The following is a 26,605-nucleotide window of genomic DNA, read 5'->3' on the forward strand; positions in this document are numbered from 1 at the left end:
GGGCTTATGTCAGCTGCAACAACACCTTGATTAAGGTATCGATATCCGCCAGCGCCTGCTGTCGGCTGTGGCCGCTGGGTTCGAGAGAGACCATATCGGCATAGCCATTGATCGTTCCGCCAAGTAGCCGGGCGGTCTGCGCGACATCTTTACAGCGGAACACGTCCGTCTGGCATCCTCGCGTAATGACCTGCTCAATCAAACCATTCCACTCCACCGTCACTTTCTGCGCTAGCGCCTTGTACGCCTCATCCCGAGCCGCAATTTGCCAGGCATCGGCATAGATCAGCCAGTCTGGATCCACCTCGTCCGGCAAAAACCACTCGGTCAGCCGTTTCAGCGCGGCCTCCGGCTCCATCTCCGCCAGTTCATCTCTCGCTTCCTGCCAGTCCTGCTGCATGTAGTACTCCAGCGCGGCCACGCACAGCGCCTGCCAGTTAGGGAAGTAGTGATAGATATGGCTGCGTGAGATCCCCAGCGCTTCGGTCAGGTCCCGGGTCGATGTTTGCAGCAATCCCTTGGTACGAAAAAGCGCGATAGCCGTAGATAAGATTGCCTCACGCCGCTGTTCAGATGGTTGTCGGGTCATACTCACCTTATTGACTTTGAGCGACTGCTCAAGTAAATTCATCGCAAATAGAGCGATCGCTCTATTTCCTATATTATCTGAGAAATACCATGCTGCAAACATCATCCTCAACGGCCTGGGGCACCCTGCGCCAGCTCACCGTTCTCCATGCGAAAAAGCTGATCTGGACCTTTTCCTTGGTGCTCGCCGAGAACATTCTGCTCATTACCTATCCGCTATTTGCTGGCTTTGCCATCAACGCCATGATGGCGGGCAATCTGCATAAGGCGCTGGTCTATGCCCTGATTGTGCTTGGTATGTGGGCAGTGGGCGCAGCCCGACGCAGCGTCGATACGCGCACTTTCTCACGCATCTATGCCCAGCTTGCCGTGCCGGTCATACTGCACCAGCGCAGCCATCAGCAGGCGCACTCCACCGTGGCGGCTCGCGTCACCCTCTCCCGTGAGTTTGTGGATTTCTTTGAGACCCATATGCCGGTGCTGGTGACCTCATCGATCTCCATCGTCGGTGCGGCGCTGATGCTGTTCGCTCTGGAGCCGGTTGTCGGCGCGGGCGCGCTGCTGATGGTCGTGTTTTTTGCCGCCCTGCTTCCCCGCTACGTGAAGGTCAATGATGCGCTCTGGTTCCGGCTTAATAACCGGCTCGAGAAAGAGGTGGGATTTGTTGGCGTGGCGAGAGAGCAAACGCTGACGCGCCACTACTTGCTGATGGCCCGGCTGCGCATTCGTCTTTCTGACCGTGAGGCGTGGGGCTACCTTGCCATCGGTATCGGCAGTGCAATGCTGTTTGGCATAGCGATAACCATGTTAACCCTCAGACCCCATCTTGAAGCGGGCCACATCTACTCGGTAATAACTTACCTGTGGATGTTCGTGATGAGCCTGGACGATGCGCCGCAGCTGCTTGAGAAGTACTCAAAGCTTAGCGATATTGGCAAGCGGGTGAATACGGGGCTGGTGTAAACCCGCAGTATTCATCTAAGAAACCCATGCAATCATTTCATCCAACCGCTTCAAAATATCGGCGAAATAGCTCTCGTTAATACTAAAATCACCTTTGACCTGAACACTATCAGCATGTGCTTCCGGTCGAAGCTCATATTCGATAATCACACTGTCAGTGCCAGCCATTTTTCTGATTATCATATTCAGCTGACACCGTTCGCTGCGAAACTCAAAGGGCTTTATTTCACGTCGGGTGATGAGTGCATCATAATGAGCAGAAAACTGCTTACGCAGCGTCTGTAACTCACCTACTGTAAACTCAGTCTGGAATTGTGCGGTGAGGCCCGGAACTGAAAATTCAATAAAAGACTTAATCCAATCCCAACGATGATGCTCGGGGTCAATTTCGTTATCAATAACTCTCTCAAAAGGAGATACTGTAAAAGTAAGCTCTTCATTTTTAATATCGAACATCGATAGACTCCTATCATCATTCAAAAATACATGAAATGGGTAATCGTCCAGTCAGACTCCCTTACCACAACTTCCAGGGTGTATTTTTTATACTCAGTAGCGGCTTTTTTACGATATAGCTTGTACATCTCAATTTCGTATCTGTACAGTCCTTTAATCTTACGAGGATCGGCCATGCGCTTACCGTAGCGAATAGCTTTTTCTTGAATATACAAAGGAACATACCGACCCGGTTCCAACATGTGCCTGGCAGCCGTTTCGGTCATTTTCAAATTACGTGCTGACAAGCCAAGCTTAAATCTGGTTCGTAAAAATAAAATGGTGCTTTGGCTAAGTTTAGCTGTAATAGCGGTTTTTGTGCCAGCCTCAAATAAGGCGCTGCCAGTACGGAAAATGCGGAAGACACCAAAGGCGAGCAGCGCAATATCTGTTGGATCAATTAAGGGGGTTTCAAGCGGGGCCTCTTCAAGCCGAACAAAATGACCGTGAGTGTCATAAACTTGCCAAAGGCCAGGAGATTGGACCACAGTGTATCCAATACAAATGCCGCTTGTCTCATCTAATATTGGTTGAGCATTACGCGGTAAATGATGTGGTCGAAGCTCAAAGAACTCCCCTTGGGGTAATCTTGACTCAAAAGTGTAATACCGTCCTGGTTCATGCCTTTCTGCCGCTCCTAAAATCATTCGCATTCCCTCTTTGTATGTTAGCTCTTTTAGTGCACAGGAAGATAAAACGAGCGCTCTCGCTAACTCCCTGTCCATCTGTCAGCAAACTGCAATCTGACGTACTACTCATTCTGAGTGTAATCCTGTTCACTGAAAAATTTTTTGAGGGAAAGTGCTTATGCTCATGATTAGCCAGCCCAGCAAATGGGTGAACACCGAGCAGATTAAATTATGGGTAATAATGATGGGCAACATTCAGGCACAAAAAAACCGCCCGAAGGCGGTTTTTTCTAAGCAGCGGATTCTTACTTGCTGCCTGGGATGCTGAAGCGCTTGTTGAAGCGGTCAACACGGCCACCGGTAGCAACGTCACGCTGCTTGCCAGTGTAGAACGGGTGGCAAGCGCCGCACACGTCCAGGTTCAGATCGTGACCCACGGTTGAATGGGTTTTGATCACGTTACCGCAAGAACAGGTTGCAGTAATCGCAGTGTAATTCGGGTGAATACCTTTTTTCATGGGAGAAACCTCAGTTAAGGCCGCATCGCTCTTCCAGCCCTAACGCCGGACACCATGCGAGATAATTAATTTAAGCTCTGGCGGCAGAATGCAACACCAAAGGCGGCGAATCATACAGAAATTAACCGCCGTATGCAAACAGATCCGCATCTGCCTTCTTACAATGTGTATACTATCCCGCCAATTTCAAGTGCATGGATAAAAAAATGCCCGTTGCTCACGTTGCCCTACCCGTCCCGCTGCCCCGCACCTTTGACTATCTGCTGCCCGCCGATCTGTCTGCCCGTGCGGGCTGCCGCGTGCGCGTGCCGTTCGGCAAGCAGCAGCGGGTGGGCATCGTGGTCGCGGTAAGCGACGAGAGCGAGCTGCCTCTGGCCGAGCTTAAGAGCGTGGCGGAGGTGCTGGACAGTGAGCCCGTGTTCTCCCCCTCGGTCTGGCGACTGCTGCTGTGGGCAGCGGAGTATTACCACCATCCGCTGGGCGACGTGCTGTTTCACGCCCTGCCCGTGCTGCTGCGCCAGGGGAAGCCCGCCAGCGCCGCACCGCTCTGGTACTGGTTCGCCACTGAACAGGGCCAGGCGGTGGATATCAACAGCCTGAAGCGCTCGCCAAAGCAGCAGCAGGCGCTCTCTGCTCTGCGCCAGGGGAAGATCTGGCGACATCAGGTAGCGGATCTGGAATTTAACGATGCGGCGCTCCAGGCGCTGCGCAACAAAGGCCTGTGCGAGTTGAACAGCGAAGCGCCCGTCCCCCGCGACTGGCGCGAAGGCTACGCCGTCAGCGGCGAGCGCCTGCGGCTCAACACCGAGCAGGCCACGGCCGTGGGGGCGATTCACAGCGAGGCCAATACGTTCTCCGCCTGGCTGCTGGCGGGCGTGACCGGCTCCGGGAAGACCGAGGTCTACCTGAGCGTGCTGGAGAATATTCTGGCCCAGGGCAAGCAGGCGCTGGTGATGGTGCCGGAGATTGGCCTGACGCCGCAGACCATCGCCCGCTTCCGGGAGCGGTTTAACGCCCCGGTAGAGGTGCTCCACTCCGGGCTGAACGACAGCGAGCGCCTGAGCAGCTGGCTGAAGGCCAGGAACGGCGAGGCGGCGATTGTGATTGGTACCCGCTCGTCGCTGTTTACCCCGTTTAAAAACCTCGGCGTCATTGTGATCGACGAGGAGCATGACAGCTCCTATAAACAGCAGGAGGGGTGGCGCTACCACGCTCGCGATCTGGCGGTCTACCGCGCCCACAGCGAGCAGATCCCGATTATCCTCGGCTCGGCCACGCCTGCGCTGGAGACCCTGCACAACGTACGGCAGAAGAAGTATCGCCTGCTGCGCCTCACTCGACGGGCAGGCAACGCGCGACCGGCTAACCAGCACGTGCTCGATCTCAAAGGTCAGCAGCTGCAGGCGGGTCTCTCCCCGGCATTAATCAGCCGGATGCGCCAGCATCTGCAGGCCAATAACCAGGTGATCCTGTTTCTCAACCGTCGCGGCTTTGCTCCGGCGCTGCTGTGCCACGACTGCGGCTGGATTGCCGAGTGCCCGCGCTGCGATCACTACTACACCCTACACCAGGCCCAGCACCAGCTGCGCTGCCACCACTGTGACAGCCAGCGCCCGGTGCCGCGCCAGTGCCCCGCCTGCGGCTCCACGCATATGGTCCCGGTGGGACTGGGCACGGAGCAGCTTGAGCAGGCGCTCACGCCTCTCTTTCCTGGCGTGGCTATTTCGCGTATCGATCGTGACACCACCAGCCGCAAAGGGGCGCTGGAGCAGCATCTGGCAGAGGTGCATCGTGGCGGCGCGCGTATTCTGATCGGCACGCAGATGCTGGCGAAGGGGCATCACTTCCCGGACGTCACCCTGGTGGCGCTGCTGGACGTCGACGGAGCGCTGTTCTCGGCTGACTTCCGCGCCGCCGAGCGTTTTGCCCAACTCTACACCCAGGTCTCCGGCCGTGCCGGACGCGCGGGCAAACAGGGGGAGGTGATTTTACAGACCCACCACCCTGAGCACCCGCTTCTGCAAACCCTGCTCTATAAAGGCTATGATGCTTTTGCCGAAGAGGCGCTGGCAGAGCGGCAGACGCTACAGCTGCCGCCGTGGACCAGCCATGTCATCATCCGCGCAGAGGATCATAACAACCAGCAGGCCCCGCTCTTTCTGCAGCAGCTGCGCAATCTGCTGCAGGCCAGCCCGCTGGTGGATAGCCATCTCTGGCTACTCGGCCCGGTGCCTGCCCTTGCTCCGAAACGCGGTGGTCGCTATCGCTGGCAGCTGCTGCTTCAGCACCCCTCGCGTATTCGCCTGCAGCATATCGTCAGCGGCACGCTGGCGCTGATTAATACCCTGCCGGAGGCGCGCAAGGTGAAGTGGGTGCTGGACGTGGATCCGATTGAGGGTTAGCGAGGCCAGGGATGCGAGTCGGATCGAAAAATTCAACCTCCATCACAATTTTCCTGAAAATAGTGTAACCGTACTGATAAACGATCTGCTAAAAATGTGGGTAATGTCGCACATAAGGGATGCGCCTGCGCTTATGCCAGGCATGCGAGGAGAAAGAGTTGAAGGTTAAGAAAGAGGTTGCTGCGGCGACCATGAAAGATGTGGCCCAGAAAGCGAAGGTTTCTACGGCAACCGTGTCCAGGGCATTGATGAACCCAGATAAAGTCTCCCAGGCGACCCGCAATCGCGTTGAGCAGGCGGCGCTGGAGGTGGGCTATTTGCCACAGGCGATGGGCCGCAACATTAAACGCAACGAATCGCGCACGCTGCTGGTCATCGTGCCGGATATCTGCGATCCCTTTTTCAGCGAAATCATTCGCGGTATTGAAGTGACCGCCGCCGAGCAGGGCTATCTGGTACTGATTGGCGACTGCGCCCACCAGAACCAGCAGGAGAAGACGTTCATCGATCTGATCATCACCAAGCAGATTGACGGTATGCTGCTGCTCGGCTCGCGTCTGCCCTTTGACGCCAGCATTGAGGAGCAGCGCAACCTGCCGCCGATGGTGATGGCCAACGAGTTCGCGCCGGAGCTGGAGCTGCCCACGGTGCACATCGATAACCTGACGGCGGCCTTTAACGCCGTTAACTACCTGCTGGAGCAGGGGCATCAGCGGATTGGCTGTATTGCCGGGCCGGAAGAGATGCCGCTGTGCCACTACCGCCTGCAGGGCTACGTCCAGGCGCTGCGCCGATCCGGCATCACCGTTGACCCGCACTATATCGCCCGCGGCAACTTCACCTACGAGGCGGGGAGCAGTGCCATGGAGCAATTGCTGGCGCTGCCGAAGCCGCCTACGGCGGTATTCTGCCACAGCGACGTCATGGCCCTTGGCGCACTCTCCTGCGCGAAACGGCAGGGTCTTAAAATTCCGCAGGATCTGTCTATTATTGGTTTCGATAATATTTCACTCGCCCAGTTCTGCGATCCGCCGCTGACGACGGTCGCCCAGCCGCGCTTTGAGATTGGCCGTGAGGCGATGCTATTGCTGTTGGATCAGCTACATGGCCAGGTAGTCAGCAGCGGATCGCGCCTGCTGGATTGCGAATTAATCGTGCGCGGGTCGACACAGGCGCTTACGTAACAGCGCCTGCTTTCGGACTTCCGCGTCTGGTCAAAGTCCCGTCGCTTAAGTAACATGACGGCCCAATAAACGAATGAATACAGCGAAACGATAGTGGCCCAACGAGATTATGTACGCCGCAGCCAATCGGCTCCTTCGCGGCGAAAAACGAGCACCTCAAGGAAGAAGCAACGTAATACGCCTGCTGTCTCGCCTGCTATGGTGGCGATTGCAGCCGCCGTGCTGGTGGCCTTTCTCGGTGGCCTTTACTTTATTACCCATCATAAAAAAGAGGAGTCCGAGACCCTGCAGAGCCAGAAGGTCACGGGCAACGGGCTACCGCCGAAGCCGGAAGAGCGCTGGCGTTATATTAAAGAGCTGGAGAGCCGTCAGCCGGGCGTACGTGCGCCAACTGAACCGTCAGCGGGCGGGGAAGTGATGAACCCGGATCAGCTGACCAACGAGCAGCGTCAGCTGTTAGAGCAGATGCAGGCCGATATGCGCCAGCAGCCTACCCAGCTTAACGAAGTGCCGTGGAACGAGCAGACGCCTGCTCAACGCCAGCAGACTCTGCAGCGCCAGCGTCAGGTGCAGCAGTTGCAACAGCAGCAAACTCAGCAGCAGACCCAGCAGCAATGGGCCGCCGCTGCGCCAAAAACCCAGCCGCGCCTGACGGAGCAGCCGCAGACTCGCACGGTGCAGAGCGCGCAGGCACCACGCCAGACGCAGCAGCCGAAGCCCGCAGCAAACAGCCAGCCGTATCAGGATCTGCTGCAAACGCCGGCGCATACCGCTGCCGCCGCGCCGAAAACGCAGCAGGCTGCCCCGATCACCCGTGAGCCGGAAGCGGCGAAGCCTGCCGCTGAGAAAAAAGATGAGCGTCGCTGGATGGTGCAGTGCGGTTCGTTTAAAGGCGCAGAGCAGGCGGAGACCGTCCGCGCCCAGCTGGCGTTTGAAGGCTTTGACTCACGGATCACCACCAACAACGGCTGGAATCGCGTGGTAATTGGCCCGGTCAAAGGCAAAGATAACGCCGATGGTACTATCAACCGCCTGAAGCTGGCTGGTCACGCAAACTGCATTCGTCTCGCCTCCGGGGGTTGAAACCCCCAAAATCTCCCCCATCTATAATTGCATTCTGCCCCGTACACCGTGCGGGGCGACTCATCTGATTGCAACAAAGGGGTCTGCTCGTGACAACAATTGTAAGTGTTCGCCGTAACGGCCAGGTCGTGATTGCCGGTGATGGCCAGGCCACGCTGGGCAATACCGTAATGAAAGGCAACGTCAAAAAAGTGCGTCGCCTGTATAACGACAAAGTGATCGCCGGTTTTGCAGGCGGTACCGCAGATGCCTTCACGCTGTTCGAACTGTTTGAGCGCAAGCTGGAGATGCACCAGGGCCACCTGGTAAAAGCCGCCGTTGAGCTGGCCAAAGACTGGCGTACCGATCGTATGCTGCGCAAGCTCGAAGCGCTGCTGGCAGTAGCGGATGAAAACGCCTCGCTGATTATCACCGGTAACGGCGACGTTGTGCAGCCGGAAAACGACCTGATTGCTATCGGCTCTGGTGGCCCGTACGCCCAGGCCGCCGCCCGCGCCCTGTTAGAAAACACCGACATGAACGCGCGCGACATTGCGGTGAAGGCGTTGGATATTGCAGGTGATATCTGCATCTATACCAACCATAACCACACCATCGAAGAATTAAACTCTAAAGCGTAAGGATCTCCCATGTCTGAAATGACCCCACGCGAAATTGTCAGCGAACTGAACAAACACATTATCGGTCAGGACAATGCCAAGCGCTCTGTTGCTATTGCCCTGCGTAACCGCTGGCGTCGTATGCAGCTCGACGAAGAGCTGCGCCACGAAGTGACGCCGAAAAACATTCTGATGATCGGTCCAACCGGCGTCGGTAAAACCGAAATCGCCCGTCGTCTGGCGAAGCTGGCCAATGCGCCCTTCATCAAAGTAGAAGCGACTAAATTCACCGAAGTGGGCTATGTCGGTAAAGAAGTTGACTCGATTATCCGCGATCTGACCGATGCCGCTGTGAAAATGGTGCGTATGCAGTCGATCGAGAAAAACCGCTACCGTGCGGAAGAGATGGCGGAAGAGCGCATTCTCGACGTGCTGATCCCACCGGCGAAAGATAACTGGGGCCAGGCTGAACAGTCCCAGGAGCCCTCTGCTGCCCGCCAGGCGTTCCGCAAAAAGCTGCGTGAAGGCCAGCTGGATGACAAAGAGGTAGAGATCAACCTCGCCGCTGCGCCGATGGGCGTAGAGATCATGGCACCTCCAGGCATGGAAGAGATGACCAGCCAGCTGCAGTCGATGTTCCAGAACCTGGGCGGTCAGAAGCAGAAGCCGCGCAAGCTGAAGATCAAAGACGCCATGAAGCTACTGATCGAAGAGGAAGCGGCCAAGCTGGTGAACCCGGAAGAGCTGAAGCAGGACGCCATCGACGCCGTTGAGCAGCACGGTATCGTGTTTATCGATGAGATCGATAAAATCTGTAAGCGCGGTGAATCCTCTGGCCCGGACGTCTCCCGTGAGGGTGTCCAGCGCGACCTGCTGCCGCTGGTAGAAGGCTGCACCGTCTCCACCAAGCACGGCATGGTGAAAACTGACCACATCCTGTTTATCGCCTCCGGCGCATTCCAGGTGGCGAAGCCGTCGGATCTGATCCCGGAACTGCAGGGTCGTCTGCCGATCCGCGTTGAGCTGCAGCCGCTGACCACGGAAGATTTTGAGCGCATCTTGACCGAGCCAAATGCTTCCGTCACCGTACAGTACAAGGCGCTGATGGCTACCGAGGGCGTAAACATCGACTTTACCGATGACGGTATCAAACGCATTGCCCAGGCCGCATGGCAGGTGAACGAGACCACCGAAAACATCGGTGCGCGTCGTCTGCACACCGTTCTGGAGCGTCTGATGGAGGATATCTCCTATGACGCCAGCGATCTGAACGGTGAATCGGTGACAATCGACGCCGCTTATGTGAGCAAGCACCTGGATGAGCTAGTAGCAGATGAAGATTTGAGCCGTTTTATCTTATAATCGCGCTCAGCACGTTTTCATTACTGTTGATGGGGCTATATAGCCCCATTTTTATTGGCTGAATCCTATGACTGAATATACCCTGACGCGTACCCAGGCCTGGCTGGAAAGCCTGCGTCCAAAGACCCTTCCCCTTGCGTTTGCCGCGATTGTGGTGGGCACCGCGCTTGCCTGGTGGCAGGGCCACTTTGATCTGCGGGTCGCGGTGCTGGCGCTCACCACCGCCGGGCTGCTGCAAATCCTCTCTAACCTGGCTAACGACTACGGCGACGCGGTGAAGGGCAGCGACAAACCGGACCGTATCGGGCCGCTACGTGGCATGCAGAAAGGGGCTATCAGCCTGGCGCAGATGAAACGCGCTCTGCTGGTTACCGTCGCCCTCAGCTGCCTCTCTGGATTGACGCTGGTGCTGGTTGCGTATCAAACGGTCGGGGATTTTATCGGCTTCATGATACTGGGCGGATTATCGATCGTCGCCGCTATTACCTACACCATTGGCCGCCGCCCGTATGGCTATCTCGGCCTGGGGGATATTTCGGTGCTGCTCTTTTTTGGCTGGCTCAGCGTGATGGGCAGCGGCTATCTCCAGACGCATACCCTGATCCCGGCGATGTTCTTACCGGCTACCGCCTGCGGCCTGCTGGCAACGGCGGTGCTAAACGTCAACAACCTGCGGGATATCGACAGCGATCGCGCCAACGGTAAAAACACGCTGGTGGTGCGCCTGGGGCCGGTAAACGCCCGCCGCTATCACGCCTGTCTGCTGCTGGGCGCGCTGCTCTGCTTTGGGCTGTTCAATCTGCTCTACCTGCATAGCCTGTGGGGCTGGCTGTTCATTCTGGCCGCTCCGCTGCTGGTGCGCCAGGCGCGCTTTATCCTGCGTGAGCAGGATCCCGCTGCCATGCCGCCGATGCTGGAACGCACTGTAAAAGGCACGCTTTTAACTAACCTGCTGTTTGTTGTCGGGATTGTGCTCAGCAAGACGCTGCTTTAGCTGACAAATATCAATTAACAATTGATGATTTTGCCAACAATGCATTATGCGCGATATACTGACAGTTCTCGCAGCAACTAAACGTAAATCCTATGAAATACGATACTTCCGAGCTTTGTGACATCTACCAGGAAGATGTCAACGTCGTGGAACCGCTGTTCTCCAACTTTGGTGGGCGGTCGTCGTTTGGCGGACAGATCATCACGGTGAAATGTTTCGAGGATAACGGGTTGCTTTACGATCTGCTCGAACAGAATGGCCGTGGTCGCGTCCTGCTGATTGACGGCGGTGGTTCCGTTCGTCGCGCACTGATTGATGCCGAGCTGGCACGCCTTGCCGCCCAGAATGAGTGGGAAGGGCTGGTGGTCTACGGCGCGGTGCGCCAGGTGGACGATCTTGAAGAGCTGGACATCGGTATCCAGGCGATTGCCGCGATCCCGGTGGGTGCCGCAGGTGATGGCATTGGCGAAAGCGATATCCGCGTGAACTTTGGCGGCGTCACCTTCTTCTCCGGCGACCACCTCTATGCCGATAACACCGGCATTATCCTCTCTGAAGATCCGCTCGATATTGAGTAATAAAAAGCCGGGTGGCGCTTCGCTTACCCGGCCTACTTACCGCTCAAAATTGCTGATTACGCGAAAGATTTCGTGTTGTAGCAAGGCGGCAAACGAAGGCATCCCCAGGAGCGTAGTAAACTACGTGACTGGGGTGGCAGAGTGCAGCCAACACCGCTACGGCGCGAAAGATAAAGCGTAATTAGACTTCTTCCATGCGACCTAGCAGCGCCTGCAGGCGATCCTGCCAGCCGTTCTGCTGTTCGCGCAGCTGATGATTTTCACGCTCCAGCTCTTCGCGATGGTGGTGCGCATTCTGCACTTCCTGCGACAGGCCGTTGTTTTTCTCTTTCAGCTCTTCGATTTCCATCTGCAGTAACGTGATGGTGTCAATCGCCTGCTGTACTTTTGCTTCCAGTTTCTCAAACACTTCTAATGACATGGTCATACCTCTCCTGAATTGCAAGGCGACGCTTTAATATAAACGCGCACAACATAGCCCCGATTGTATGAAGCCCCGTCGCCCCTGTCCAGCGCCAGGGCGCGTAGTTTGCGGTTTGCAACACTTTTCATCCTTCGCCTGGTTTACACCCTGCCGTGCCGTATGATTTGTTAATCGATTCGTTAATGAAATGATTCAGCCTCAAATTATCTTCCGGAGCAAATATGTGCTCCATAGCGCGAAAACGCTCATTTTGTTGACGCAGTACACACATTTTAATTTCGATATTTCTCGTTTTTGCTCGTTAACGATAAATTAACACTGTGTCTACAGACATCATGGTTGTCTCTGTTCGCCATGATAACAATAACCATTACACACTTCAGGATCCGATTATGAGTCAAACATCGACCTTAAAAGGCCAGTGCATCGCCGAGTTTCTCGGTACCGGGTTGTTGATTTTCTTCGGGGTTGGCTGTGTTGCGGCGCTGAAGGTGGCGGGTGCCTCCTTCGGCCAGTGGGAGATCAGTATTATCTGGGGTCTGGGCGTGGCGATGGCCATCTACCTGACCGCCGGGGTCTCCGGTGCGCATCTCAACCCGGCGGTAACCATTGCGCTGTGGCTATTCGCCTGCTTTGACAAGCGCAAAGTCGCGCCGTTTATCGCCTCGCAGTTTGCAGGCGCGTTTTGTGCCGCCGCGCTGGTCTACGGCCTCTACTACAACCTGTTTTATGATTTTGAACAGACCCACCACATGGTACGCGGCAGCGTTGAAAGCCTGGATCTTGCCGGGATATTTTCAACCTACCCCAACCCACACATCAATTTTGTGCAGGCCTTCGCGGTTGAAATGGTGATTACCGCTATCCTGATGGGCGTGATCATGGCGCTCGGCGATGATGGCAACGGTATTCCACGCGGCCCGCTGGCTCCGCTGCTCATTGGCCTGCTGATCGCGGTAATTGGCGCCTCGATGGGGCCGTTGACCGGTTTTGCGATGAACCCGGCGCGTGATATTGGGCCAAAAGCCTTCGCCTGGCTTGCAGGCTGGGGCGACATCGCCTTTACCGGCGGTAAGGATATCCCCTACTTCCTGGTGCCGCTGTTCGGGCCGGTAGCAGGTGCAGCGCTCGGCGCGTTTGGTTATCGTAAGTTGATTGGCCGCCATCTGCCCTGCGACACCTGCGAGGAAGAGGTGAAAGAGCCAGCTGCCACTGCCGCACAACACAAAGCGTCGCTGTAATGTGACTACGGGAAAAAAAGATGACTGAGAAAAAATATATCGTTGCGCTGGACCAGGGTACAACCAGCTCTCGCGCCGTGGTAATGGATCACGACGCCAATATCATCAGCGTTTCACAGCGCGAATTCGAACAAATCTACCCTAAACCAGGCTGGGTTGAGCACGATCCGATGGAGATCTGGGCCAGCCAAAGCTCAACGCTGGTAGAAGTGTTAGCGAAAGCCGACATCAGCTCCGATCAGATTGCCGCTATCGGCATTACCAACCAGCGTGAAACCGTGGTGATCTGGGATAAAGAGACCGGTAAGCCCATTCACAATGCCATCGTCTGGCAGTGCCGTCGCACCGCCGACATCTGCGAGCATCTGAAGCGCGACGGCCTGGAAGACTATATCCGCGCCACCACCGGCCTTGTCATCGACCCCTACTTCTCCGGTACTAAGGTGAAGTGGATCCTCGACCATGTAGACGGCTCCCGTGAACGCGCTAAGCGCGGCGAACTGCTGTTCGGCACCGTCGACAGCTGGCTGATCTGGAAGATGACCCAGGGACGCGTTCACGTCACCGACTACACCAACGCCTCCCGTACCATGCTGTTTAACATCCACACCCTGGAGTGGGATGACAAAATGCTGGAGGTGCTGGATATTCCGCGCGCCATGCTGCCAGAGGTGCGTAAATCCTCCGAGGTTTACGGTCAGACCAACATCGGCGGCAAGGGCGGCACGCGTATTCCTATCGCCGGGATCGCCGGTGACCAGCAGGCGGCGCTCTTTGGTCAGCTCTGCGTCAAGCAGGGGATGGCGAAGAACACCTACGGCACCGGCTGCTTTATGCTGATGAACACCGGCGAGAAGGCGGTAGCCTCCGAGCACGGCCTGCTGACCACCATCGCCTGCGGCCCGCGTGGCGAGGTGAACTACGCCCTGGAAGGCGCGGTATTTATGGCGGGCGCATCCATTCAGTGGCTGCGCGACGAGATGAAGCTGATCAGCGACGCGTTCGACTCGGAATACTTTGCCACCAAGGTGAAAGATACCAACGGCGTGTACGTGGTGCCGGCCTTTACCGGCCTCGGCGCGCCCTACTGGGATCCCTATGCCCGCGGTGCAATCTTCGGCCTGACCCGTGGCGTCAACTCGAACCACATCATCCGCGCGACGCTGGAATCCATTGCCTATCAGACCCGCGACGTGCTGGAGGCCATGCAGGCCGACTCCGGCATTCGTCTGCACGCCCTGCGTGTGGACGGTGGTGCGGTAGCCAATAACTTCCTGATGCAGTTCCAGTCCGATATTCTCGGCACCCGCGTTGAGCGGCCGGAAGTTCGCGAAGTGACGGCCCTGGGCGCTGCTTACCTGGCAGGCCTGGCGGTCGGTTTCTGGCAGAACCTCGACGAGCTGCAGGAGAAAGCGGTTATCGAGCGCGAGTTCCGTCCGGGTATCGAAACCACCGAGCGTAACTACCGCTACAGCGGCTGGAAAAAGGCCGTGAAACGCGCCATGGCGTGGGAAGAGCACGACGAGTAATCATCACCCCGCTCCCCTCTCCGTCCGGAGAGGGGGCATACCGCCTCTCTCTCTGTGTTAAACTTTGCACAATTTCTTTAATGACGTTCTTTAACGACGAGTGTGCAATGAAACGAGAGCTTGCGATTGAATTTTCCCGCGTGACGGAAGCGGCCGCGCTGGCCGGTTACAAATGGCTGGGCCGGGGCGATAAAAACGTTGCCGACGGCGCAGCGGTTAACGCCATGCGCATTGTGCTCAATCAGGTCAACATTGACGGGACCATCGTGATTGGCGAGGGTGAGATCGATGAAGCACCGATGCTCTATATCGGCGAGCGCGTCGGTACCGGCCAGGGCGATGCGGTAGATATTGCCGTCGACCCTATCGAAGGCACCCGCATGACAGCGATGGGCCAGGCCAATGCGCTGGCAGTGCTGGCAGTGGGCGACAAGGGCAGCTTCCTGAATGCGCCAGATATGTATATGGAGAAGCTGATTGTTGGTCCTGGCGCAAAGGGCGCTATCGATCTTAACCTACCCCTGGAAGAGAACCTGCGTAACGTGGCCGCCGCGCTCGATAAGCCCCTCGACGAGCTGACCGTGACCATCCTGGCGAAGCCGCGCCACGATGCGGTCATCGCCCAGATGCAGCAGCTCGGCGTGCGCGTGTTTGCCATTCCCGACGGCGACGTGGCCGCCTCCATTCTGACCTGCATGCCAGACAGCGAAGTGGACGTGCTCTACGGCATCGGCGGTGCGCCAGAGGGCGTGGTCTCCGCCGCCGCCATCCGCGCGCTGGACGGTGATATGCAGGGCCGCCTGCTGGCACGTCATCACGTGAAGGGCGACAGCGAAGAGAATCGCCGCATCGGCGAGCAGGAGCTGGCGCGCTGTAAAGAGATGGGTATTGAGGCAGACAGCGTGCTGCAGCTGGATGATATGGCCCGCAACGATAACGTGATTTTTTCTGCCACCGGCATCACTAAGGGCGATCTGCTCGACGGCATTAGCCGCAAGGGCAATATGGCCACTACCGAAACCCTGTTGATCCGCGGTAAATCTCGCACTATCCGCCGGATCCAGTCCATTCATTACCTCGATCGCAAAGATACGGACGTACAGCGCCACATTCTTTAAGGTCATTTGATCAATCGAGCTTTCCGGCCCGCTCGGGCTGGAAAAGTTCGCTTTAAGCGACGAAGATAAGGTTATACAGAACAGGAGACGATCATGGCGGATTGGGTTACAGGAAAAGTTACGAAGGTTGAATTCTGGACCGACGCGCTCTTTAGTCTCACCGTTCATGCTCCCATCCACCCCTTCAAGGCGGGCCAGTTTGCCAAGCTGGGTCTGGAGATTGACGGCGAGCGCGTCCAGCGCGCCTACTCCTACGTTAACGCCCCCAGCGATCCTAATCTGGAGTTTTACCTGGTCACCGTCCCGGACGGCAAGCTCAGTCCGCGCCTTGCGGCGCTAAAGCCAGGTGATGAGGTGCTGATCGTGAGCGAGGCCGCAGGGTTCTTTGTACTTGAGGAGATCCCTGAGTGTGACACCCTGTGGATGCTGGCAACCGGGACGGCCATCGGCCCCTATCTGTCGATTTTGCAGGAAGGAAAAGACCTGGAGCGCTTTAAAAACCTGGTGCTGGTCCATGCCGCGCGCTATGCCGAGGATCTCAGCTATCTGCCGCTGATGCTGGAGCTGCAAAAGCGCTATGAGGGTAAACTGCGGATCCAGACGGTCGTCAGTCGCGAAACGGTAGCGGGCTCACTGCACGGGCGCGTACCGGCGTTGATTGAGAGCGGAGAGTTAGAGCGCGCCGTCGGGCTGACAATGCGCGCGGAAGATAGCCATGTGATGCTGTGTGGCAATCCGCAGATGGTACGTGATACTCAGCAGCTGCTGAAAGAGACCCGGCAGATGGCCAAACACCTGCGCCGCCGTCCGGGCCATATGACCGCTGAGCACTATTGGTAATTAACAGACCTGGTAATTAACGGACCTGGTAATTAACGGAATTTAACGTCCAGCGCCGTTTTACCAAACTTGTTTTCGCCCGGCGTGCCGAGAAACGCGCCGAGGTCCACCAGCAGCATGACCATAATCAGCGTCGGGATAAAGCGCCCCACTGCCCACGTCCAGACGCCGCCTAGCACATCCCAGCGCCCGGCCAGCAACACCCACGCCAGCACTAGCAGCAAGGCCCAGTAGCCAGACTTACCGCGATCGTGCAGCCGTTTTACCACCACGCAGGTGGTGGGCCAGAGCAGACTGACCAGCGCAAAGGCTGCCAGCTGCAGATCCACCAGCCCGCTTCCCGCCAGCGAAAAGAGTGCCACCATCGACAGCGCCCAGAGCGCTATCCAGATCCAGAAGTCACGACGTCCAATACGTCCTTTAAATGAGAATAACCACTGCTGTATGGTCATGTAAGGTTCCTTATAATCGTAGTGCTGCGTAGTTTACCTTAGTCGGGTCAGCTTTTGACAAGCCAGACGGTTATCGTTTTAATCGGGATAGCTAAACAGAGGGAGAGATCATGAAAAGATGGAGCGTATTGCTGGCGTGGCTGGCGTGTTGCCTGCCTGCTCTGGCGGTAGAGGTTCCCCTGGCGGCCACGGCCCCCTATCTGCTGGCGGGTGCGCCAACCTTCGATCAATCTATTAGTCAGTTCCGGGAGAAGTTTAACGCTGATAACCCTGGGCTGGCGCTCAACGAGTTTCGCGCCATCGAATCTCGCAACGATCGGGCGAACCTGACGCGGGCCGCCAGCAAAATCAACGAGTCGCTCTACGCCTCTACGGCTCTTGAGCGTGGTACGCTGAAGATCAAGTCGATGCAGATTACCTGGCTTCCTGTTCAGGGGCCGGAGCTGAAAGCGTCGAAAGCCAAAGCGCAGGAGTATATGGCGGCGGTATTACGCGCCTTTTCGCCGCAGCTGAGCAAAGCCAATAGCCTGCAAAAACTGCAGAAACTGCTGAACAGAGGCAAAGGCAAAGCCTGGTATGCCGAGACCGAGGGTGCGTTGCGCTATGTTGCAGCAGATAACGGTGAAAAAGGGCTGACCTTCGCTGTTGAACCGATTAAGCTGACGCTATCTGATAGTGCTGAAGGTAACAATAAATGATAAAAAGCAAAGCCTTTGCAGGGATGAATCTCTATACTGTTTGACAACCATGCTGCCTGCAAACGGCAGCCATATTCCTTGATTCGCTGACAAAGCGTGGAGAATAAAAATGCGACATCCTTTAGTGATGGGTAACTGGAAACTGAACGGCAGCCGCCACATGGTAAACGAGCTGGTAGCTAACCTGCGTAAAGAGCTGGCTGGCGTCACCGGCTGCGGCGTGGCCATCGCGCCGCCGGCAATGTATCTGGACCTGGCAAAACAGGCCGCAGCGGGCAGCCACATTATCCTCGGCGCGCAGAACGTTGACGTGAACCTCTCCGGTGCCTTCACCGGTGAAACCTCCGCTGAGATGCTGAAAGACGTGGGCGCGCAGTACATCATTATCGGTCACTCTGAGCGTCGCACCTACCACGCCGAGTCTGACGAGCTGATCGCGAAAAAATTCGCCGTACTGAAAGAGCAGGGTCTGATCCCGGTTCTGTGCATCGGTGAAACCGAAGAAGAGAACGAAGCGGGTAAAACCGAAGAAGTGTGCGCGCGTCAGATTGACGCCGTGCTGAAAACCCAGGGCGCAGCAGCGTTCGAAGGCGTAGTGATTGCCTACGAACCGGTATGGGCTATCGGTACCGGCAAATCAGCGACCCCGGCGCAGGCGCAGGCGGTGCATAAGTTTATCCGTGACCACATTGCAAAAGCTGACGCGAAAGTGGCTGAGCAGGTGATCATTCAGTACGGCGGCTCGGTTAACGCCTCTAACGCGGCTGAACTGTTCACCCAGCCGGATATCGACGGCGCGCTGGTTGGCGGTGCTTCCCTGAAAGCTGATGCGTTTGCAGTGATTGTGAAAGCAGCGGAAGCGGCTAAGCAGGCGTAATGCTGTTATGACGGGGGCCTCCCCCGTCATACTCTCTTCTCGCATTACCAGTATCCCAGCCAGTGCCACCAGAAGGCACCGATAACCCCCCAAATCAGCAGATTAACGATACTCATCACCAGCCCCGCTTTCCACCACTCCGCAAGCGTAACGTAGCCGGAACCAAAAATAATGGGTGCCGTTCCCGTCCCATAGTGCGTCAGCGACATCATTAGCGACGAAGAAAAGCCGAGCATCAGCCCAAGCAGCGCGGGCGGCGCGCCCAAACCCAGCCCCGCAGCGAAGAACGCAGCAAACATGGCGGTAATATGGGCAGTGGTGCTGGCGAAAAAGTAGTGCGCATAGACGTAGAGCAGAACCAACAGCAGCGTCGCGATGCTCCAGTGCAGGCCTAACTGACTGATAACGCTGCCGACGCTGGTTGCCAGCCAGCTCACCAGACCCAGCTTGTTCAGGAAATCTGCCATCATGACCAGCGCCGCGAACCAGACGATAGTATCCCAGGCACCGCGGCACTTAAGGATATCCTCCCAGTTGAGTACCCCAGTGAGTAACAGAATTGACAGGCCGATTAACGCTGCGCTGGTTGGGTTAACGGCCCAGCCTCCCCCCATTACCATCTCTGGCACCCCGGCCCACAGGCAGAGCAGTAAAATGAAAACCGTCAGGGTAATCTTCTCGGCAAGGGATAAGGGACCCAGCGCATCCAGCCGTTGCCGGGCAAAACGTGGCGCATCCGGCGTACGCGTAATCGCGGGTGGATAGAGCCACCAGATAACAACCGGCATGACAACCAGCGAGACTGCCGCCGGAAGCAAAGCGGCAACGGCCCACATTCCCCAGGTCATCGTTAGTACGCCATCGCTGCCTTTGGTCAAAAAGCTGACAATCAGCGGATTTGGCGCGGTCGCGGTGATAAACATGGCCGAACTGATGGGGTTAATATTGTAATTCACCAGGGCCAGGTAGCGCCCCGTTGAGCCGTTTTCGCGGCTGCCAGGCTGCGAGCCAAGGCTTTCTGCAATCGCTCGCATAATAGGGTGGATAATGCCGCCACCGCGTGCGGTATTGCTTGGCGTCACCGGTGCAATCAGCGTTTCCGCCAGGGTTAAGGCCCAGGCGATGCCGAGAGTCCGCTTGCCGAACAGGGCAATAAATCCGTAGCCAATACGCGCTCCCAGCCCGGTTTTAAGCAAACTTTGCGAGAGCATAATCGACAGCCCAATCAGCCAGATCAGCTGATTGGAGAAGCCGCTCAGCGCATCGTTAAGCGCCGCAGAAGGCTTACCGGGATTGGTGACGCCGGTCATTGCCACCAGCATAATCGCCACTATCGCAATCGCGCCAATAGGCATGGCTTTACCGATGATCGCCGCGATAGTGCCGATAAACAGCGCCAGCAGCTGCCACGCCTCAGGCGTCACATCGGCAGGTACGGGGATAATAAACGAGATGGTCAGAGTGATAGCAATAGCAATGATGGCGGGCCAACATCGTACAGGGGTTAATCTGTCCATAAATCCATCCTTGAATGTTCAGCGCGCTGATGCGCGCCGTGGTATTAACCAGCATCATCAAGGATAAATCCCTCTATCACCTCACAAAAACAAAGGATTAAGATAACGACGTTCACAGACGGAGGGCTAGAGTTTTCCCAATGCCTGATACCACAGATAGTCCAGCGGCAGCAGCAGCAGATAGGTCGCTATCGCCAGCGCCAGACAGAGCAGCATTCCCGCCCGCGCAGGCACCTTGCCTAACGCCATGGCCACTACGATCGGCGAGGCCTGATATGGCAGCAGCGGCGTCGAGTAACCCAGCACCTGAATCATAATCGTCGACAGCAGCGGGAAACCGGTGGCGTCAGAAAAGCTTTGCGCCAGGCTGGTATAGAGCGCCGGCACGCCGTTAGCGGTCATGATAAAGTTAAGCGCGGTGGTAATGCCGGTCAGGGCCACAAAGCTGGTGAACGGGTTTTGTGGATCCAGCGGCATAACGTGCAGCAGCGCATCCCCTACGGCGCGGCCAATACCGGTTTGCGTCACCGTGATCGCCAGACCCAGAATGCCCGCCACGTAGATACAGGTGCGGATATTTACCCCGGCGGCGAACTCCTCGCCGTTAATAAAGCCGATGCGCGGCAGCAGCGTAACGCAGGCCGCCGCCAGACCGGTCCAGGCCGGGCCGATGCCATGCCAGCTCTCGGTCACCCATAAAGTGAGTACCACCGCCAGCATCCAGGCGAGCCGCTTCTCATCCCGGCTCATCGGCGTAGCAGGTTCAAGATCGCGCGCCGCATGCGGTTTGCCGGGAAAGAGCCAGCAGATAAGGGCAATCAGGATCAGCCCCTTTAAAATGCCCAGCACCGGCGTGTGCAGCAGCAGATAGGGAACATAGTTGAGATGGATACCAAAGGCCCCTTCTGCCGCGCCGCTCATCACCAAATTCGGCACGTTAGCGGGCAGAATGGTCGCGGAAAGCTGGAAGGTGCCAAAGCCCACCGCCAGCGCCAGGCCAAACCATGCCCGCGATCCCTCGTGGATCCCGGCTCGCGCCGCCATCGCGGCAACGATAGGCATTAACAGCGCGATGCGTCCCATGTTGGACGGCATGACAAACGCCAGGGCGTAGCTCAACAGCACCACGCTGCCCACCATCAGTAGCCACGAATCGGTCAGCCTTGCTGAGAGAGCCCTCGCCGCCCGGTCCGCCAGGCCGGTTTTGCGGATCGCCACGCCCAGCACAAAGCCGCTAAAGACCAGCCAGAACGCCGACGAAGCAAAGCCGCCAAAGATAACATCCGCCGGGGCGATTTTGGCCACCATGGCGGCAGCAAAGAAGAGCAGCGCGGTAATAAACTCCGGCAGCAGAGAGGTCGCCCACAGCACGATGGTGACGCCGATTATCAGTGAGGGAAGGAACAGAGGGTGCGTTAACCAGAGTGACATACCTGTCTCCTGCTATTTTTTCACCGAGTCTACGGCGACAGGAAGGTTCAGTAAACGCCATTAATGGTGGGACAAAAAACGGCCCCGCAGGGCCGTTCTTCTTAACGCTTGCTGATCTGGTCGAAGGTACCACCGTTGGAGAAGTGCTCTTTCTGGGCTTTTGTCCAGCCGCCAAACTCCTTATCGATGGTGAACAGCTTCAGTTTCGGGAACTCGCTGTCATATTTCTTCGCTACGTCCGGGTTACGCGGACGGTAGAAGTTTTTCGCGGCGATCTCCTGTCCTTCCGGAGAGTACAGATACTTCAGATAGGCCTCGGCCACGGCTTTGGTCTCTTTCTTCTCAACCACTTTGTCGACCACAGAGACGGTCGGCTCGGCGAGGATAGATTCGCTCGGAGTGACAATTTCAAACTTGTCTTTGCCCAGCTCGTTGGTTGCCAGCAGCGCCTCGTTCTCCCAGGCGATCAGCACGTCACCGATGCCGCGCTCAACGAAGGTATTGGTCGCACCGCGTGCGCCGGAGTCCAGCACTTCTACGTTCTTAAACAGCGCCTTCACGAAGTCCTGTGCTTTAGCCTGGTCATTGTTGTTGTGGTGCAGAGCGTAGCCCCACGCCGCCAGGTAGTTCCAGCGTGCGCCGCCGGAGCTTTTCGGGTTCGGTGTGATCACCGAGACGCCCGGCTTAATCAGATCGTTCCAGTCGTGGATCTGTTTCGGGTTGCCTTTACGCACCAGGAAAACGATGGTCGATGTATAGGGCGCTGAGTTATCCGGCAGGCGTTTGATCCAGTTTTTATCGATGCGCCCACGCTCGGCGATAGCATCAACGTCATAGGCCAGCGCCAGCGTCACCACATCGGCTTCAATACCGTTGATAACAGAGGTCGCCTGCTTGCCTGAGCCACCGTGCGACTGGCGGATGGTGACGTTATCACCGGTTTCCTGCTTCCAGTGCGCGCTGAACGCCTTGTTGTACTGCTCGTACAGCTCACGCGTTGGATCGTATGAGACGTTTAAAAGCTGAATGTCCTTTGCCAGAATGCTGCCGGAGGCCAGCAGCAACGTTAACCCTACACCCCATTTGTTCATCGCTCACTCGCTTATAGATTGAATTGTGTTGTGATGAATGCAGCGTGCCAGAAAGCGAATCAATGATTAAAGAATAAAAAAAGATTGGCTATAACCTTGGGGAATAAAGATGTCGTTGGATGAAAAAAAGCCGGGTGGCGGCTGTGCCTTACCCGGCCTACAGGAGCGAGACGGTAGGCCCGGTAAGCTCAGCGCCACCGGGCGAAAATCCCTGCTAGTAAAGTTTCTTAGCGCAGTCCAGCCAGTCGCCTTTGAACGGACGCTTCATATTTTCGATAGCGTCGATGATGTCATGGTGCACCATCTTCTCGTTCTGGATACCGACGCAGCGGCCGCCATAGCCCTGCAGCAGCAGTTCAATGGCGTAGGCCCCCATACGGGAAGCCAGAATACGGTCATAAGGAACCGGAGAGCCGCCGCGCTGGATATGGCCGAGAACGGTCGCGCGGGTTTCACGCTGGGTCTCAGATTCAATGTACTTCGCCAGTTCGTCGATATCGCAGATGTGCTCGGTAATCGCAACGATGGCATGCTTTTTACCCTTCGCGATCCCGGCCTTGATTTCGCTCACCAGATCTTCACGGTTAAACTCCACTTCCGGCAGGACGATGAACTCGCAGCCGCCGGCAATAGCCGCCGCCAGGGTCAGATCGCCACAGTAACGGCCCATCACTTCAACGATGGAGATACGCTGGTGGGAAGAGGAGGTATCACGCAGGCGGTCAATCGCTTCAACAACGGTATGCAGCGCGGTGAAGTAGCCGATGGTGTAGTCGGTCCCGGCAACGTCGTTATCGATGGTGCCCGGCAGGCCGATGCACGGGAAGCCCATCTCGGTCAGGCGTTTCGCCCCCATATAGGAGCCATCGCCGCCGATGACCACCAGCGCGTCGATGCCGCGTTTTTTCATGTTTTCGATAGCCACGGCACGGATGTGCTCTTCACGGAACTCCGGAAAACGAGCCGAGCCGAGGAACGTACCACCACGGTTGATCATGTCAGAGACGCTGTAGCGGTCGAGCTGCACCATGCGATCTTCATACAGGCCAAGATAGCCGTCGTAAATGCCGCAAACTTCCAGACCTTCAGTCAATGCTGCACGAACTACGCCACGAATTGCAGCGTTCATGCCAGGCGCATCACCGCCACTTGTCAACACACCGATTTTCTTAATCATGACTACCTCTGAACTTAGGAATGCAAAATAAATTCTTGCCCGAAGCGACGCCCCTGGGAGTGAATGGCTATGCTGCGCATAGTATATCAATCTCCCTTGGCTGAATTGATTCAGGTCAGACCAAATGGCGGTAATTTATCCACAAAATGCTGGTCTGCTTCACCTTTTTACACCTTGTAACCTGGGCTTACGCCAGGAAATTCATCCTTGGGATACTACGGAACAAGGGTCCTGATGGATGATCACATCGGAACCCGGGAAACGCCGCAAAATCGCCTTTTCAACCTGCTCGGCTACAAGATGCGCCTGAACAAGCGGGAGATTGTCGTCCATTTCCAAATGAATCTGAATAAAGCGAGTCGGCCCTGACTGCCGCGTGCGAAGATCGTGTGCTCCGCTGACCCCCGGCCAACGAGTAACGATAGCGATTATTTCCTGTTGCTCTACATCGGGTAGCGCACGATCCAGCAGCGACTGAACCGCTTCATACCCCATACGCAGCGCGCTGTAGAGGATATAGGCTCCGATACCCAACGCAAAGAGCGCATCGGCCCGGTGCCAGCCGTACCACGACAGCCCCAGCGCGATGAGAATAGCGCCATTCATCATAACATCAGACTGATAATGAAGCATATCGGCGCGCACGGCCTGACTTTGCGTTTTTCGTACCACCCAACGCTGAAAAGTGACGAGGATCACAGTACACACCAGCGCAACCAACGTCACGATGATACCGATCTGCGGCGCTTTCATTGGCTCAGGACTAACAAGGTGCTGAATACCGGTTAAAAAGAGGAACAGCGCCGAGCCGGAGATAAACATGCTCTGGGCCAGCGCCGCCAGCGACTCGGCCTTGCCGTGCCCGAAAGTATGCTCATCATCCGCTGGCTGGAGGGAATAACGCACCACCAGCAGGTTGGTTAAAGAGGCGGCAATATCCACCAGCGAATCGACCAGCGCCGCCAGCACGCTCACCGATCCGGTGTACCACCATGCAAAAATTTTAATTACCAGCAGCAACGAGGCCATTACCGTCGCGGCAATAGCTGCCCGGCTCACCAGCTGCCCATACATTTGATTCATACGCACTCCTACCCGGACATGGGGAGTAGTATAACGGATGATAAATCAGGCAATGTGACAAAAAACGGGGCGGATGCCAGGGGTTTAACTGCTATTAAGCCTTAGCGGGTGGCTATGGCCTTAACCAGGCCATCTTCAACAGAAAATTAGCTGAACCACTAAAATAACCAGCGGCCAGCCTCGGCCGACTCAATAAGCATGCTGACAGTGAGGGGTTCGGGTACGTGATGATCTGTTTTTAGATAGCGCGGAAGTATGGCATTGGGCAGGAAACGAATGCCTGCGTTGGGAAAATAGCGGTTAAAATTGAAGCCAGACATATCTACGCCCAGCGTCTCTCTGTACTCGTCGATAAACTCAGCTGCATCTTCAGGCAGGACAAGCTTACTTCCCGTACTGATGGAAGTATCATCAGCCATCGCCCAGAAATGCTTTTTAATCAGCGCTCTTACCTGTGCCGCTTCATGCACTTTCACTACGATTAAGCCTCAGCGAGCCACGTTTATGTTTGAGATAAAAACCGATGACGCACTTTTCCGATTTTCCTTTGTTGAAAGGGTTGAAGAGCCGGAAGACAGGCGTCAGGATTTGATTATATGCTGGTTGGAAGTACAAGGTTCGGGCGTAAACCTGGGGTGCGAATGTGAATTTAGCCTTTTTGATCTTGATGAACTCCGGGACAAGCTGACCCAATTCTGGCACTGCTTATCTGATCATCGGGCTCCAGCGCCTGTAGTCTATGCACCTCGCGTTAATACCTTTCAATTTGATATTCACCATGCAATAGACGCTTACGCTATTGGGTTCAATTTCAAAATCACGCCGAATAGGCTAACTCTTTGGACGCTGGAAGGTGGCATGCTCATTGATCAAAGCTACTTTCCTGAACTTATACATGGCATAAACTCAATTCTTACTAACTGAGATCAAAGCCCTTTAACTGACCTACCTGGCTTTACGGGATCGGTCCACATAACGCGATATCCTCCTTGCAACTACTTATGGCTGTTGCACGGATGATTGATTTATAAGCCATTTTTCTAAGTGACTGACAAAAAAAACCCCCTCATCATGAGGGGGAAGACAGGGATGGTGTCTATGGCAAGGAAAACAGGGTTGTTACTGGTTACTACTTACTACCGGTACTGCTACTCGATAACGTTAGCGGCGATTCCTGCTGCATTTTTGCAACGTCGCGCAGCTGGTTAATTCGCTGTTGGTGCTTGTCGTGTAAAACCGCCTGTTGCTCGGGCGTGAGCAGGTGATACATCTGGTTGCGAACCCGGGCCATTTCGACCTGGCGGGCAACCTGCTCCTGCGCCATTTTTTCTGCCTGAGCGCGTACGGCGCTTTCATTAAATTTTTCTGCGGTCACGAGGCCGTGCATCGTCTCGATTTCGCTAACATTAACAGGTGGCAACTTGTGCCTCGCCTGCTGCATCAAATCACGCAGTTGCTGGCGCTGTTGTTCAGTTAAACTAATACCGTCAAACATATGGCTCTGGGTGCTACGCGGTGCCAGCTCTTCAGAGCCGTGCCAGCTCTCGCCTGTTACACCTTCAGCTGCGTGGCCAACGGTATTTAACGTCAGCGTTGAGGCCATGACGGCAGCGGTAACAATGCGCATCACTTGCTCCCAAAATCGTTTGTGTCGCCAATCAACTGAACTCAGTCTACGATTCAGGCTGCAAACTAGCGTCAGGGGGTGTAAAACAACGTAAAGTCATGGATT

Annotated in this window: 28 protein-coding genes; 15 read left to right on the forward strand and 13 right to left on the reverse strand. The window is 56.2% G+C overall.

Annotation, left to right across the window (positions count from 1 at the left end; genetic code table 11):
- Positions 1-4 precede the first annotated feature (4 nt).
- Positions 5-589, reverse strand: coding sequence for a TetR/AcrR family transcriptional regulator (locus WFN61_RS18955; protein WP_312273730.1), 585 nt, complete (start codon positions 587-589; stop codon positions 5-7).
- An 89-nt stretch (positions 590-678) separates the two neighbouring features.
- On the opposite strand from WFN61_RS18955, the gene WFN61_RS18960 reads away from it, so the two are divergent.
- Entirely contained in the window at positions 679-1,551 is an 873-nt protein-coding gene (locus WFN61_RS18960) for an ABC transporter six-transmembrane domain-containing protein (RefSeq protein WP_312273731.1), read from the forward strand.
- A 15-nt stretch (positions 1,552-1,566) separates the two neighbouring features.
- On the opposite strand, the gene WFN61_RS18965 is transcribed toward WFN61_RS18960, so the two are convergent.
- The 3 genes from WFN61_RS18965 to rpmE all read right to left on the reverse strand — a co-directional run bounded on the left by WFN61_RS18965 (position 1,567) and on the right by rpmE (position 3,193).
- Positions 1,567-2,007 (reverse strand): WapI family immunity protein, encoded by a 441-nt coding sequence (locus WFN61_RS18965; protein WP_312273732.1) that lies wholly within the window; start codon positions 2,005-2,007, stop codon positions 1,567-1,569.
- Between the two features lie 20 nt (positions 2,008-2,027).
- Positions 2,028-2,693: a hypothetical protein gene (locus WFN61_RS18970; protein WP_312273733.1), complete on the reverse strand. Its 666-nt coding sequence runs from the start codon at positions 2,691-2,693 to the stop codon at positions 2,028-2,030.
- A 287-nt stretch (positions 2,694-2,980) separates the two neighbouring features.
- Positions 2,981-3,193: a 50S ribosomal protein L31 gene (gene rpmE / locus WFN61_RS18975; RefSeq protein ID WP_042394621.1), complete on the reverse strand. Its 213-nt coding sequence runs from the start codon at positions 3,191-3,193 to the stop codon at positions 2,981-2,983.
- A 206-nt stretch (positions 3,194-3,399) separates the two neighbouring features.
- On the opposite strand from rpmE, the gene priA reads away from it, so the two are divergent.
- From priA to rraA, 7 genes are all read left to right on the forward strand, one after another.
- Positions 3,400-5,595, forward strand: a complete 2,196-nt coding sequence (priA, locus tag WFN61_RS18980) for a primosomal protein N' (RefSeq protein ID WP_337039093.1) — start codon at positions 3,400-3,402, stop codon at positions 5,593-5,595.
- 158 nt (positions 5,596-5,753) lie between these two features.
- A complete protein-coding gene (cytR, locus tag WFN61_RS18985; protein ID WP_144818811.1) occupies positions 5,754-6,779 on the forward strand; it encodes a DNA-binding transcriptional regulator CytR in 1,026 nt (341 codons plus the stop codon).
- Between the two features lie 93 nt (positions 6,780-6,872).
- Positions 6,873-7,862: a cell division protein FtsN gene (ftsN, locus tag WFN61_RS18990; protein WP_144818813.1), complete on the forward strand. Its 990-nt coding sequence runs from the start codon at positions 6,873-6,875 to the stop codon at positions 7,860-7,862.
- An 89-nt stretch (positions 7,863-7,951) separates the two neighbouring features.
- Positions 7,952-8,482, forward strand: a complete 531-nt coding sequence (gene hslV / locus WFN61_RS18995) for an ATP-dependent protease subunit HslV (RefSeq protein ID WP_061706448.1) — start codon at positions 7,952-7,954, stop codon at positions 8,480-8,482.
- A 9-nt stretch (positions 8,483-8,491) separates the two neighbouring features.
- A complete protein-coding gene (hslU, locus tag WFN61_RS19000; protein ID WP_144818815.1) occupies positions 8,492-9,823 on the forward strand; it encodes an HslU--HslV peptidase ATPase subunit in 1,332 nt (443 codons plus the stop codon).
- Between the two features lie 67 nt (positions 9,824-9,890).
- Positions 9,891-10,817, forward strand: coding sequence for a 1,4-dihydroxy-2-naphthoate polyprenyltransferase (gene menA / locus WFN61_RS19005; RefSeq protein ID WP_144818817.1), 927 nt, complete (start codon positions 9,891-9,893; stop codon positions 10,815-10,817).
- A 92-nt stretch (positions 10,818-10,909) separates the two neighbouring features.
- A complete protein-coding gene (gene rraA, locus WFN61_RS19010) occupies positions 10,910-11,395 on the forward strand; it encodes a ribonuclease E activity regulator RraA (protein WP_042394600.1) in 486 nt (161 codons plus the stop codon).
- 181 nt (positions 11,396-11,576) lie between these two features.
- Here the strand turns inward: rraA and zapB are convergent, their stop codons facing one another.
- Positions 11,577-11,822 carry a septal ring assembly protein ZapB gene (gene zapB / locus WFN61_RS19015; protein ID WP_103821672.1) on the reverse strand — a complete coding sequence of 82 codons (246 nt, stop codon included), beginning with the start codon at positions 11,820-11,822 and terminating at the stop codon, positions 11,577-11,579.
- Between the two features lie 389 nt (positions 11,823-12,211).
- On the opposite strand from zapB, the gene WFN61_RS19020 reads away from it, so the two are divergent.
- The 4 genes from WFN61_RS19020 (at position 12,212) to fpr (ending at position 16,547) form a co-directional block, all read left to right on the forward strand.
- Entirely contained in the window at positions 12,212-13,060 is an 849-nt protein-coding gene (locus tag WFN61_RS19020; protein WP_222889131.1) for an MIP/aquaporin family protein, read from the forward strand.
- Positions 13,061-13,080: 20 nt separating this feature from the next.
- Complete coding sequence (gene glpK, locus WFN61_RS19025; protein WP_144818821.1) at positions 13,081-14,589, forward strand: glycerol kinase GlpK; 1,509 nt, start codon at positions 13,081-13,083, stop codon at positions 14,587-14,589.
- Positions 14,590-14,696: 107 nt separating this feature from the next.
- Positions 14,697-15,707, forward strand: coding sequence for a class II fructose-bisphosphatase (gene glpX, locus WFN61_RS19030; protein ID WP_312777729.1), 1,011 nt, complete (start codon positions 14,697-14,699; stop codon positions 15,705-15,707).
- A 93-nt stretch (positions 15,708-15,800) separates the two neighbouring features.
- Complete coding sequence (gene fpr, locus WFN61_RS19035; protein WP_312273549.1) at positions 15,801-16,547, forward strand: ferredoxin--NADP(+) reductase; 747 nt, start codon at positions 15,801-15,803, stop codon at positions 16,545-16,547.
- Between the two features lie 32 nt (positions 16,548-16,579).
- On the opposite strand, the gene WFN61_RS19040 is transcribed toward fpr, so the two are convergent.
- The gene (locus WFN61_RS19040) at positions 16,580-16,999 is read right to left on the reverse strand and encodes a DUF805 domain-containing protein (protein ID WP_144818827.1); all 420 of its coding nucleotides are present in this window, start codon (positions 16,997-16,999) and stop codon (positions 16,580-16,582) included.
- Between the two features lie 110 nt (positions 17,000-17,109).
- Here WFN61_RS19040 and WFN61_RS19045 point away from each other — a divergent pair, with 110 nt between their 5' ends.
- Together WFN61_RS19045 and tpiA are read left to right on the forward strand one after the other, a co-directional pair.
- Positions 17,110-17,697, forward strand: a complete 588-nt coding sequence (locus WFN61_RS19045; protein ID WP_144818829.1) for a DUF1454 family protein — start codon at positions 17,110-17,112, stop codon at positions 17,695-17,697.
- A 109-nt stretch (positions 17,698-17,806) separates the two neighbouring features.
- Positions 17,807-18,574 (forward strand): triose-phosphate isomerase, encoded by a 768-nt coding sequence (tpiA, locus tag WFN61_RS19050; protein ID WP_042394578.1) that lies wholly within the window; start codon positions 17,807-17,809, stop codon positions 18,572-18,574.
- Positions 18,575-18,618: 44 nt separating this feature from the next.
- Here the strand turns inward: tpiA and WFN61_RS19055 are convergent, their stop codons facing one another.
- The 6 genes from WFN61_RS19055 to WFN61_RS19080 all read right to left on the reverse strand — a co-directional run bounded on the left by WFN61_RS19055 (position 18,619) and on the right by WFN61_RS19080 (position 25,292).
- On the reverse strand, positions 18,619-20,091 hold the full coding sequence (locus WFN61_RS19055; protein ID WP_337039094.1) for a DASS family sodium-coupled anion symporter: 1,473 nt from the start codon (positions 20,089-20,091) through the stop codon (positions 18,619-18,621).
- A gap of 126 nt (positions 20,092-20,217) precedes the next feature.
- On the reverse strand, positions 20,218-21,522 hold the full coding sequence (locus tag WFN61_RS19060) for an SLC13 family permease (protein WP_337039095.1): 1,305 nt from the start codon (positions 21,520-21,522) through the stop codon (positions 20,218-20,220).
- 101 nt (positions 21,523-21,623) lie between these two features.
- Entirely contained in the window at positions 21,624-22,613 is a 990-nt protein-coding gene (locus WFN61_RS19065) for a sulfate ABC transporter substrate-binding protein (RefSeq protein ID WP_312273552.1), read from the reverse strand.
- 214 nt (positions 22,614-22,827) lie between these two features.
- Entirely contained in the window at positions 22,828-23,790 is a 963-nt protein-coding gene (gene pfkA, locus WFN61_RS19070; RefSeq protein WP_144818837.1) for a 6-phosphofructokinase, read from the reverse strand.
- 201 nt (positions 23,791-23,991) lie between these two features.
- The gene (gene fieF, locus WFN61_RS19075) at positions 23,992-24,873 is read right to left on the reverse strand and encodes a CDF family cation-efflux transporter FieF (protein ID WP_257759132.1); all 882 of its coding nucleotides are present in this window, start codon (positions 24,871-24,873) and stop codon (positions 23,992-23,994) included.
- Positions 24,874-25,031: 158 nt separating this feature from the next.
- The gene (locus tag WFN61_RS19080; protein ID WP_257759157.1) at positions 25,032-25,292 is read right to left on the reverse strand and encodes a DUF1493 family protein; all 261 of its coding nucleotides are present in this window, start codon (positions 25,290-25,292) and stop codon (positions 25,032-25,034) included.
- Between the two features lie 85 nt (positions 25,293-25,377).
- On the opposite strand from WFN61_RS19080, the gene WFN61_RS19085 reads away from it, so the two are divergent.
- Positions 25,378-25,797 carry a hypothetical protein gene (locus WFN61_RS19085; protein WP_257759131.1) on the forward strand — a complete coding sequence of 140 codons (420 nt, stop codon included), beginning with the start codon at positions 25,378-25,380 and terminating at the stop codon, positions 25,795-25,797.
- Between the two features lie 205 nt (positions 25,798-26,002).
- Here WFN61_RS19085 and cpxP read toward each other — a convergent pair whose 3' ends face one another.
- Complete coding sequence (gene cpxP / locus WFN61_RS19090; RefSeq protein WP_144818843.1) at positions 26,003-26,500, reverse strand: cell-envelope stress modulator CpxP; 498 nt, start codon at positions 26,498-26,500, stop codon at positions 26,003-26,005.
- Positions 26,501-26,605: the final 105 nt, after the last annotated feature.

The organism is Pseudescherichia sp. AS216, from assembly GCF_037152055.1.
Classification (GTDB): Bacteria; Pseudomonadota; Gammaproteobacteria; order Enterobacterales; family Enterobacteriaceae; genus Pseudescherichia.

What these genes read in the sequence shown, in the direction of transcription:
- WFN61_RS18955 (WP_312273730.1), bottom strand. Translation starts at nt 589, where the DNA reads ATGACCCGACAACCATCTGAACAGCGGCGTGAGGCAATCTTATCTACG.
- WFN61_RS18960 (WP_312273731.1), top strand. Translation starts at nt 679, where the DNA reads ATGCTGCAAACATCATCCTCAACGGCCTGGGGCACCCTGCGCCAGCTC.
- WFN61_RS18965 (WP_312273732.1), bottom strand. Translation starts at nt 2,007, where the DNA reads ATGTTCGATATTAAAAATGAAGAGCTTACTTTTACAGTATCTCCTTTT.
- WFN61_RS18970 (WP_312273733.1), bottom strand. Translation starts at nt 2,693, where the DNA reads ATGATTTTAGGAGCGGCAGAAAGGCATGAACCAGGACGGTATTACACT.
- rpmE (WP_042394621.1), bottom strand. Translation starts at nt 3,193, where the DNA reads ATGAAAAAAGGTATTCACCCGAATTACACTGCGATTACTGCAACCTGT.
- priA (WP_337039093.1), top strand. Translation starts at nt 3,400, where the DNA reads ATGCCCGTTGCTCACGTTGCCCTACCCGTCCCGCTGCCCCGCACCTTT.
- hslU (WP_144818815.1), top strand. Translation starts at nt 8,492, where the DNA reads ATGTCTGAAATGACCCCACGCGAAATTGTCAGCGAACTGAACAAACAC.
- menA (WP_144818817.1), top strand. Translation starts at nt 9,891, where the DNA reads ATGACTGAATATACCCTGACGCGTACCCAGGCCTGGCTGGAAAGCCTG.
- rraA (WP_042394600.1), top strand. Translation starts at nt 10,910, where the DNA reads ATGAAATACGATACTTCCGAGCTTTGTGACATCTACCAGGAAGATGTC.
- zapB (WP_103821672.1), bottom strand. Translation starts at nt 11,822, where the DNA reads ATGACCATGTCATTAGAAGTGTTTGAGAAACTGGAAGCAAAAGTACAG.
- WFN61_RS19020 (WP_222889131.1), top strand. Translation starts at nt 12,212, where the DNA reads ATGAGTCAAACATCGACCTTAAAAGGCCAGTGCATCGCCGAGTTTCTC.
- glpK (WP_144818821.1), top strand. Translation starts at nt 13,081, where the DNA reads ATGACTGAGAAAAAATATATCGTTGCGCTGGACCAGGGTACAACCAGC.
- glpX (WP_312777729.1), top strand. Translation starts at nt 14,697, where the DNA reads ATGAAACGAGAGCTTGCGATTGAATTTTCCCGCGTGACGGAAGCGGCC.
- fpr (WP_312273549.1), top strand. Translation starts at nt 15,801, where the DNA reads ATGGCGGATTGGGTTACAGGAAAAGTTACGAAGGTTGAATTCTGGACC.
- WFN61_RS19040 (WP_144818827.1), bottom strand. Translation starts at nt 16,999, where the DNA reads ATGACCATACAGCAGTGGTTATTCTCATTTAAAGGACGTATTGGACGT.
- WFN61_RS19045 (WP_144818829.1), top strand. Translation starts at nt 17,110, where the DNA reads ATGAAAAGATGGAGCGTATTGCTGGCGTGGCTGGCGTGTTGCCTGCCT.
- tpiA (WP_042394578.1), top strand. Translation starts at nt 17,807, where the DNA reads ATGCGACATCCTTTAGTGATGGGTAACTGGAAACTGAACGGCAGCCGC.
- WFN61_RS19055 (WP_337039094.1), bottom strand. Translation starts at nt 20,091, where the DNA reads ATGGACAGATTAACCCCTGTACGATGTTGGCCCGCCATCATTGCTATT.
- WFN61_RS19060 (WP_337039095.1), bottom strand. Translation starts at nt 21,522, where the DNA reads ATGTCACTCTGGTTAACGCACCCTCTGTTCCTTCCCTCACTGATAATC.
- WFN61_RS19065 (WP_312273552.1), bottom strand. Translation starts at nt 22,613, where the DNA reads ATGAACAAATGGGGTGTAGGGTTAACGTTGCTGCTGGCCTCCGGCAGC.
- pfkA (WP_144818837.1), bottom strand. Translation starts at nt 23,790, where the DNA reads ATGATTAAGAAAATCGGTGTGTTGACAAGTGGCGGTGATGCGCCTGGC.
- fieF (WP_257759132.1), bottom strand. Translation starts at nt 24,873, where the DNA reads ATGAATCAAATGTATGGGCAGCTGGTGAGCCGGGCAGCTATTGCCGCG.
- WFN61_RS19080 (WP_257759157.1), bottom strand. Translation starts at nt 25,292, where the DNA reads ATGGCTGATGATACTTCCATCAGTACGGGAAGTAAGCTTGTCCTGCCT.
- WFN61_RS19085 (WP_257759131.1), top strand. Translation starts at nt 25,378, where the DNA reads ATGTTTGAGATAAAAACCGATGACGCACTTTTCCGATTTTCCTTTGTT.
- cpxP (WP_144818843.1), bottom strand. Translation starts at nt 26,500, where the DNA reads ATGCGCATTGTTACCGCTGCCGTCATGGCCTCAACGCTGACGTTAAAT.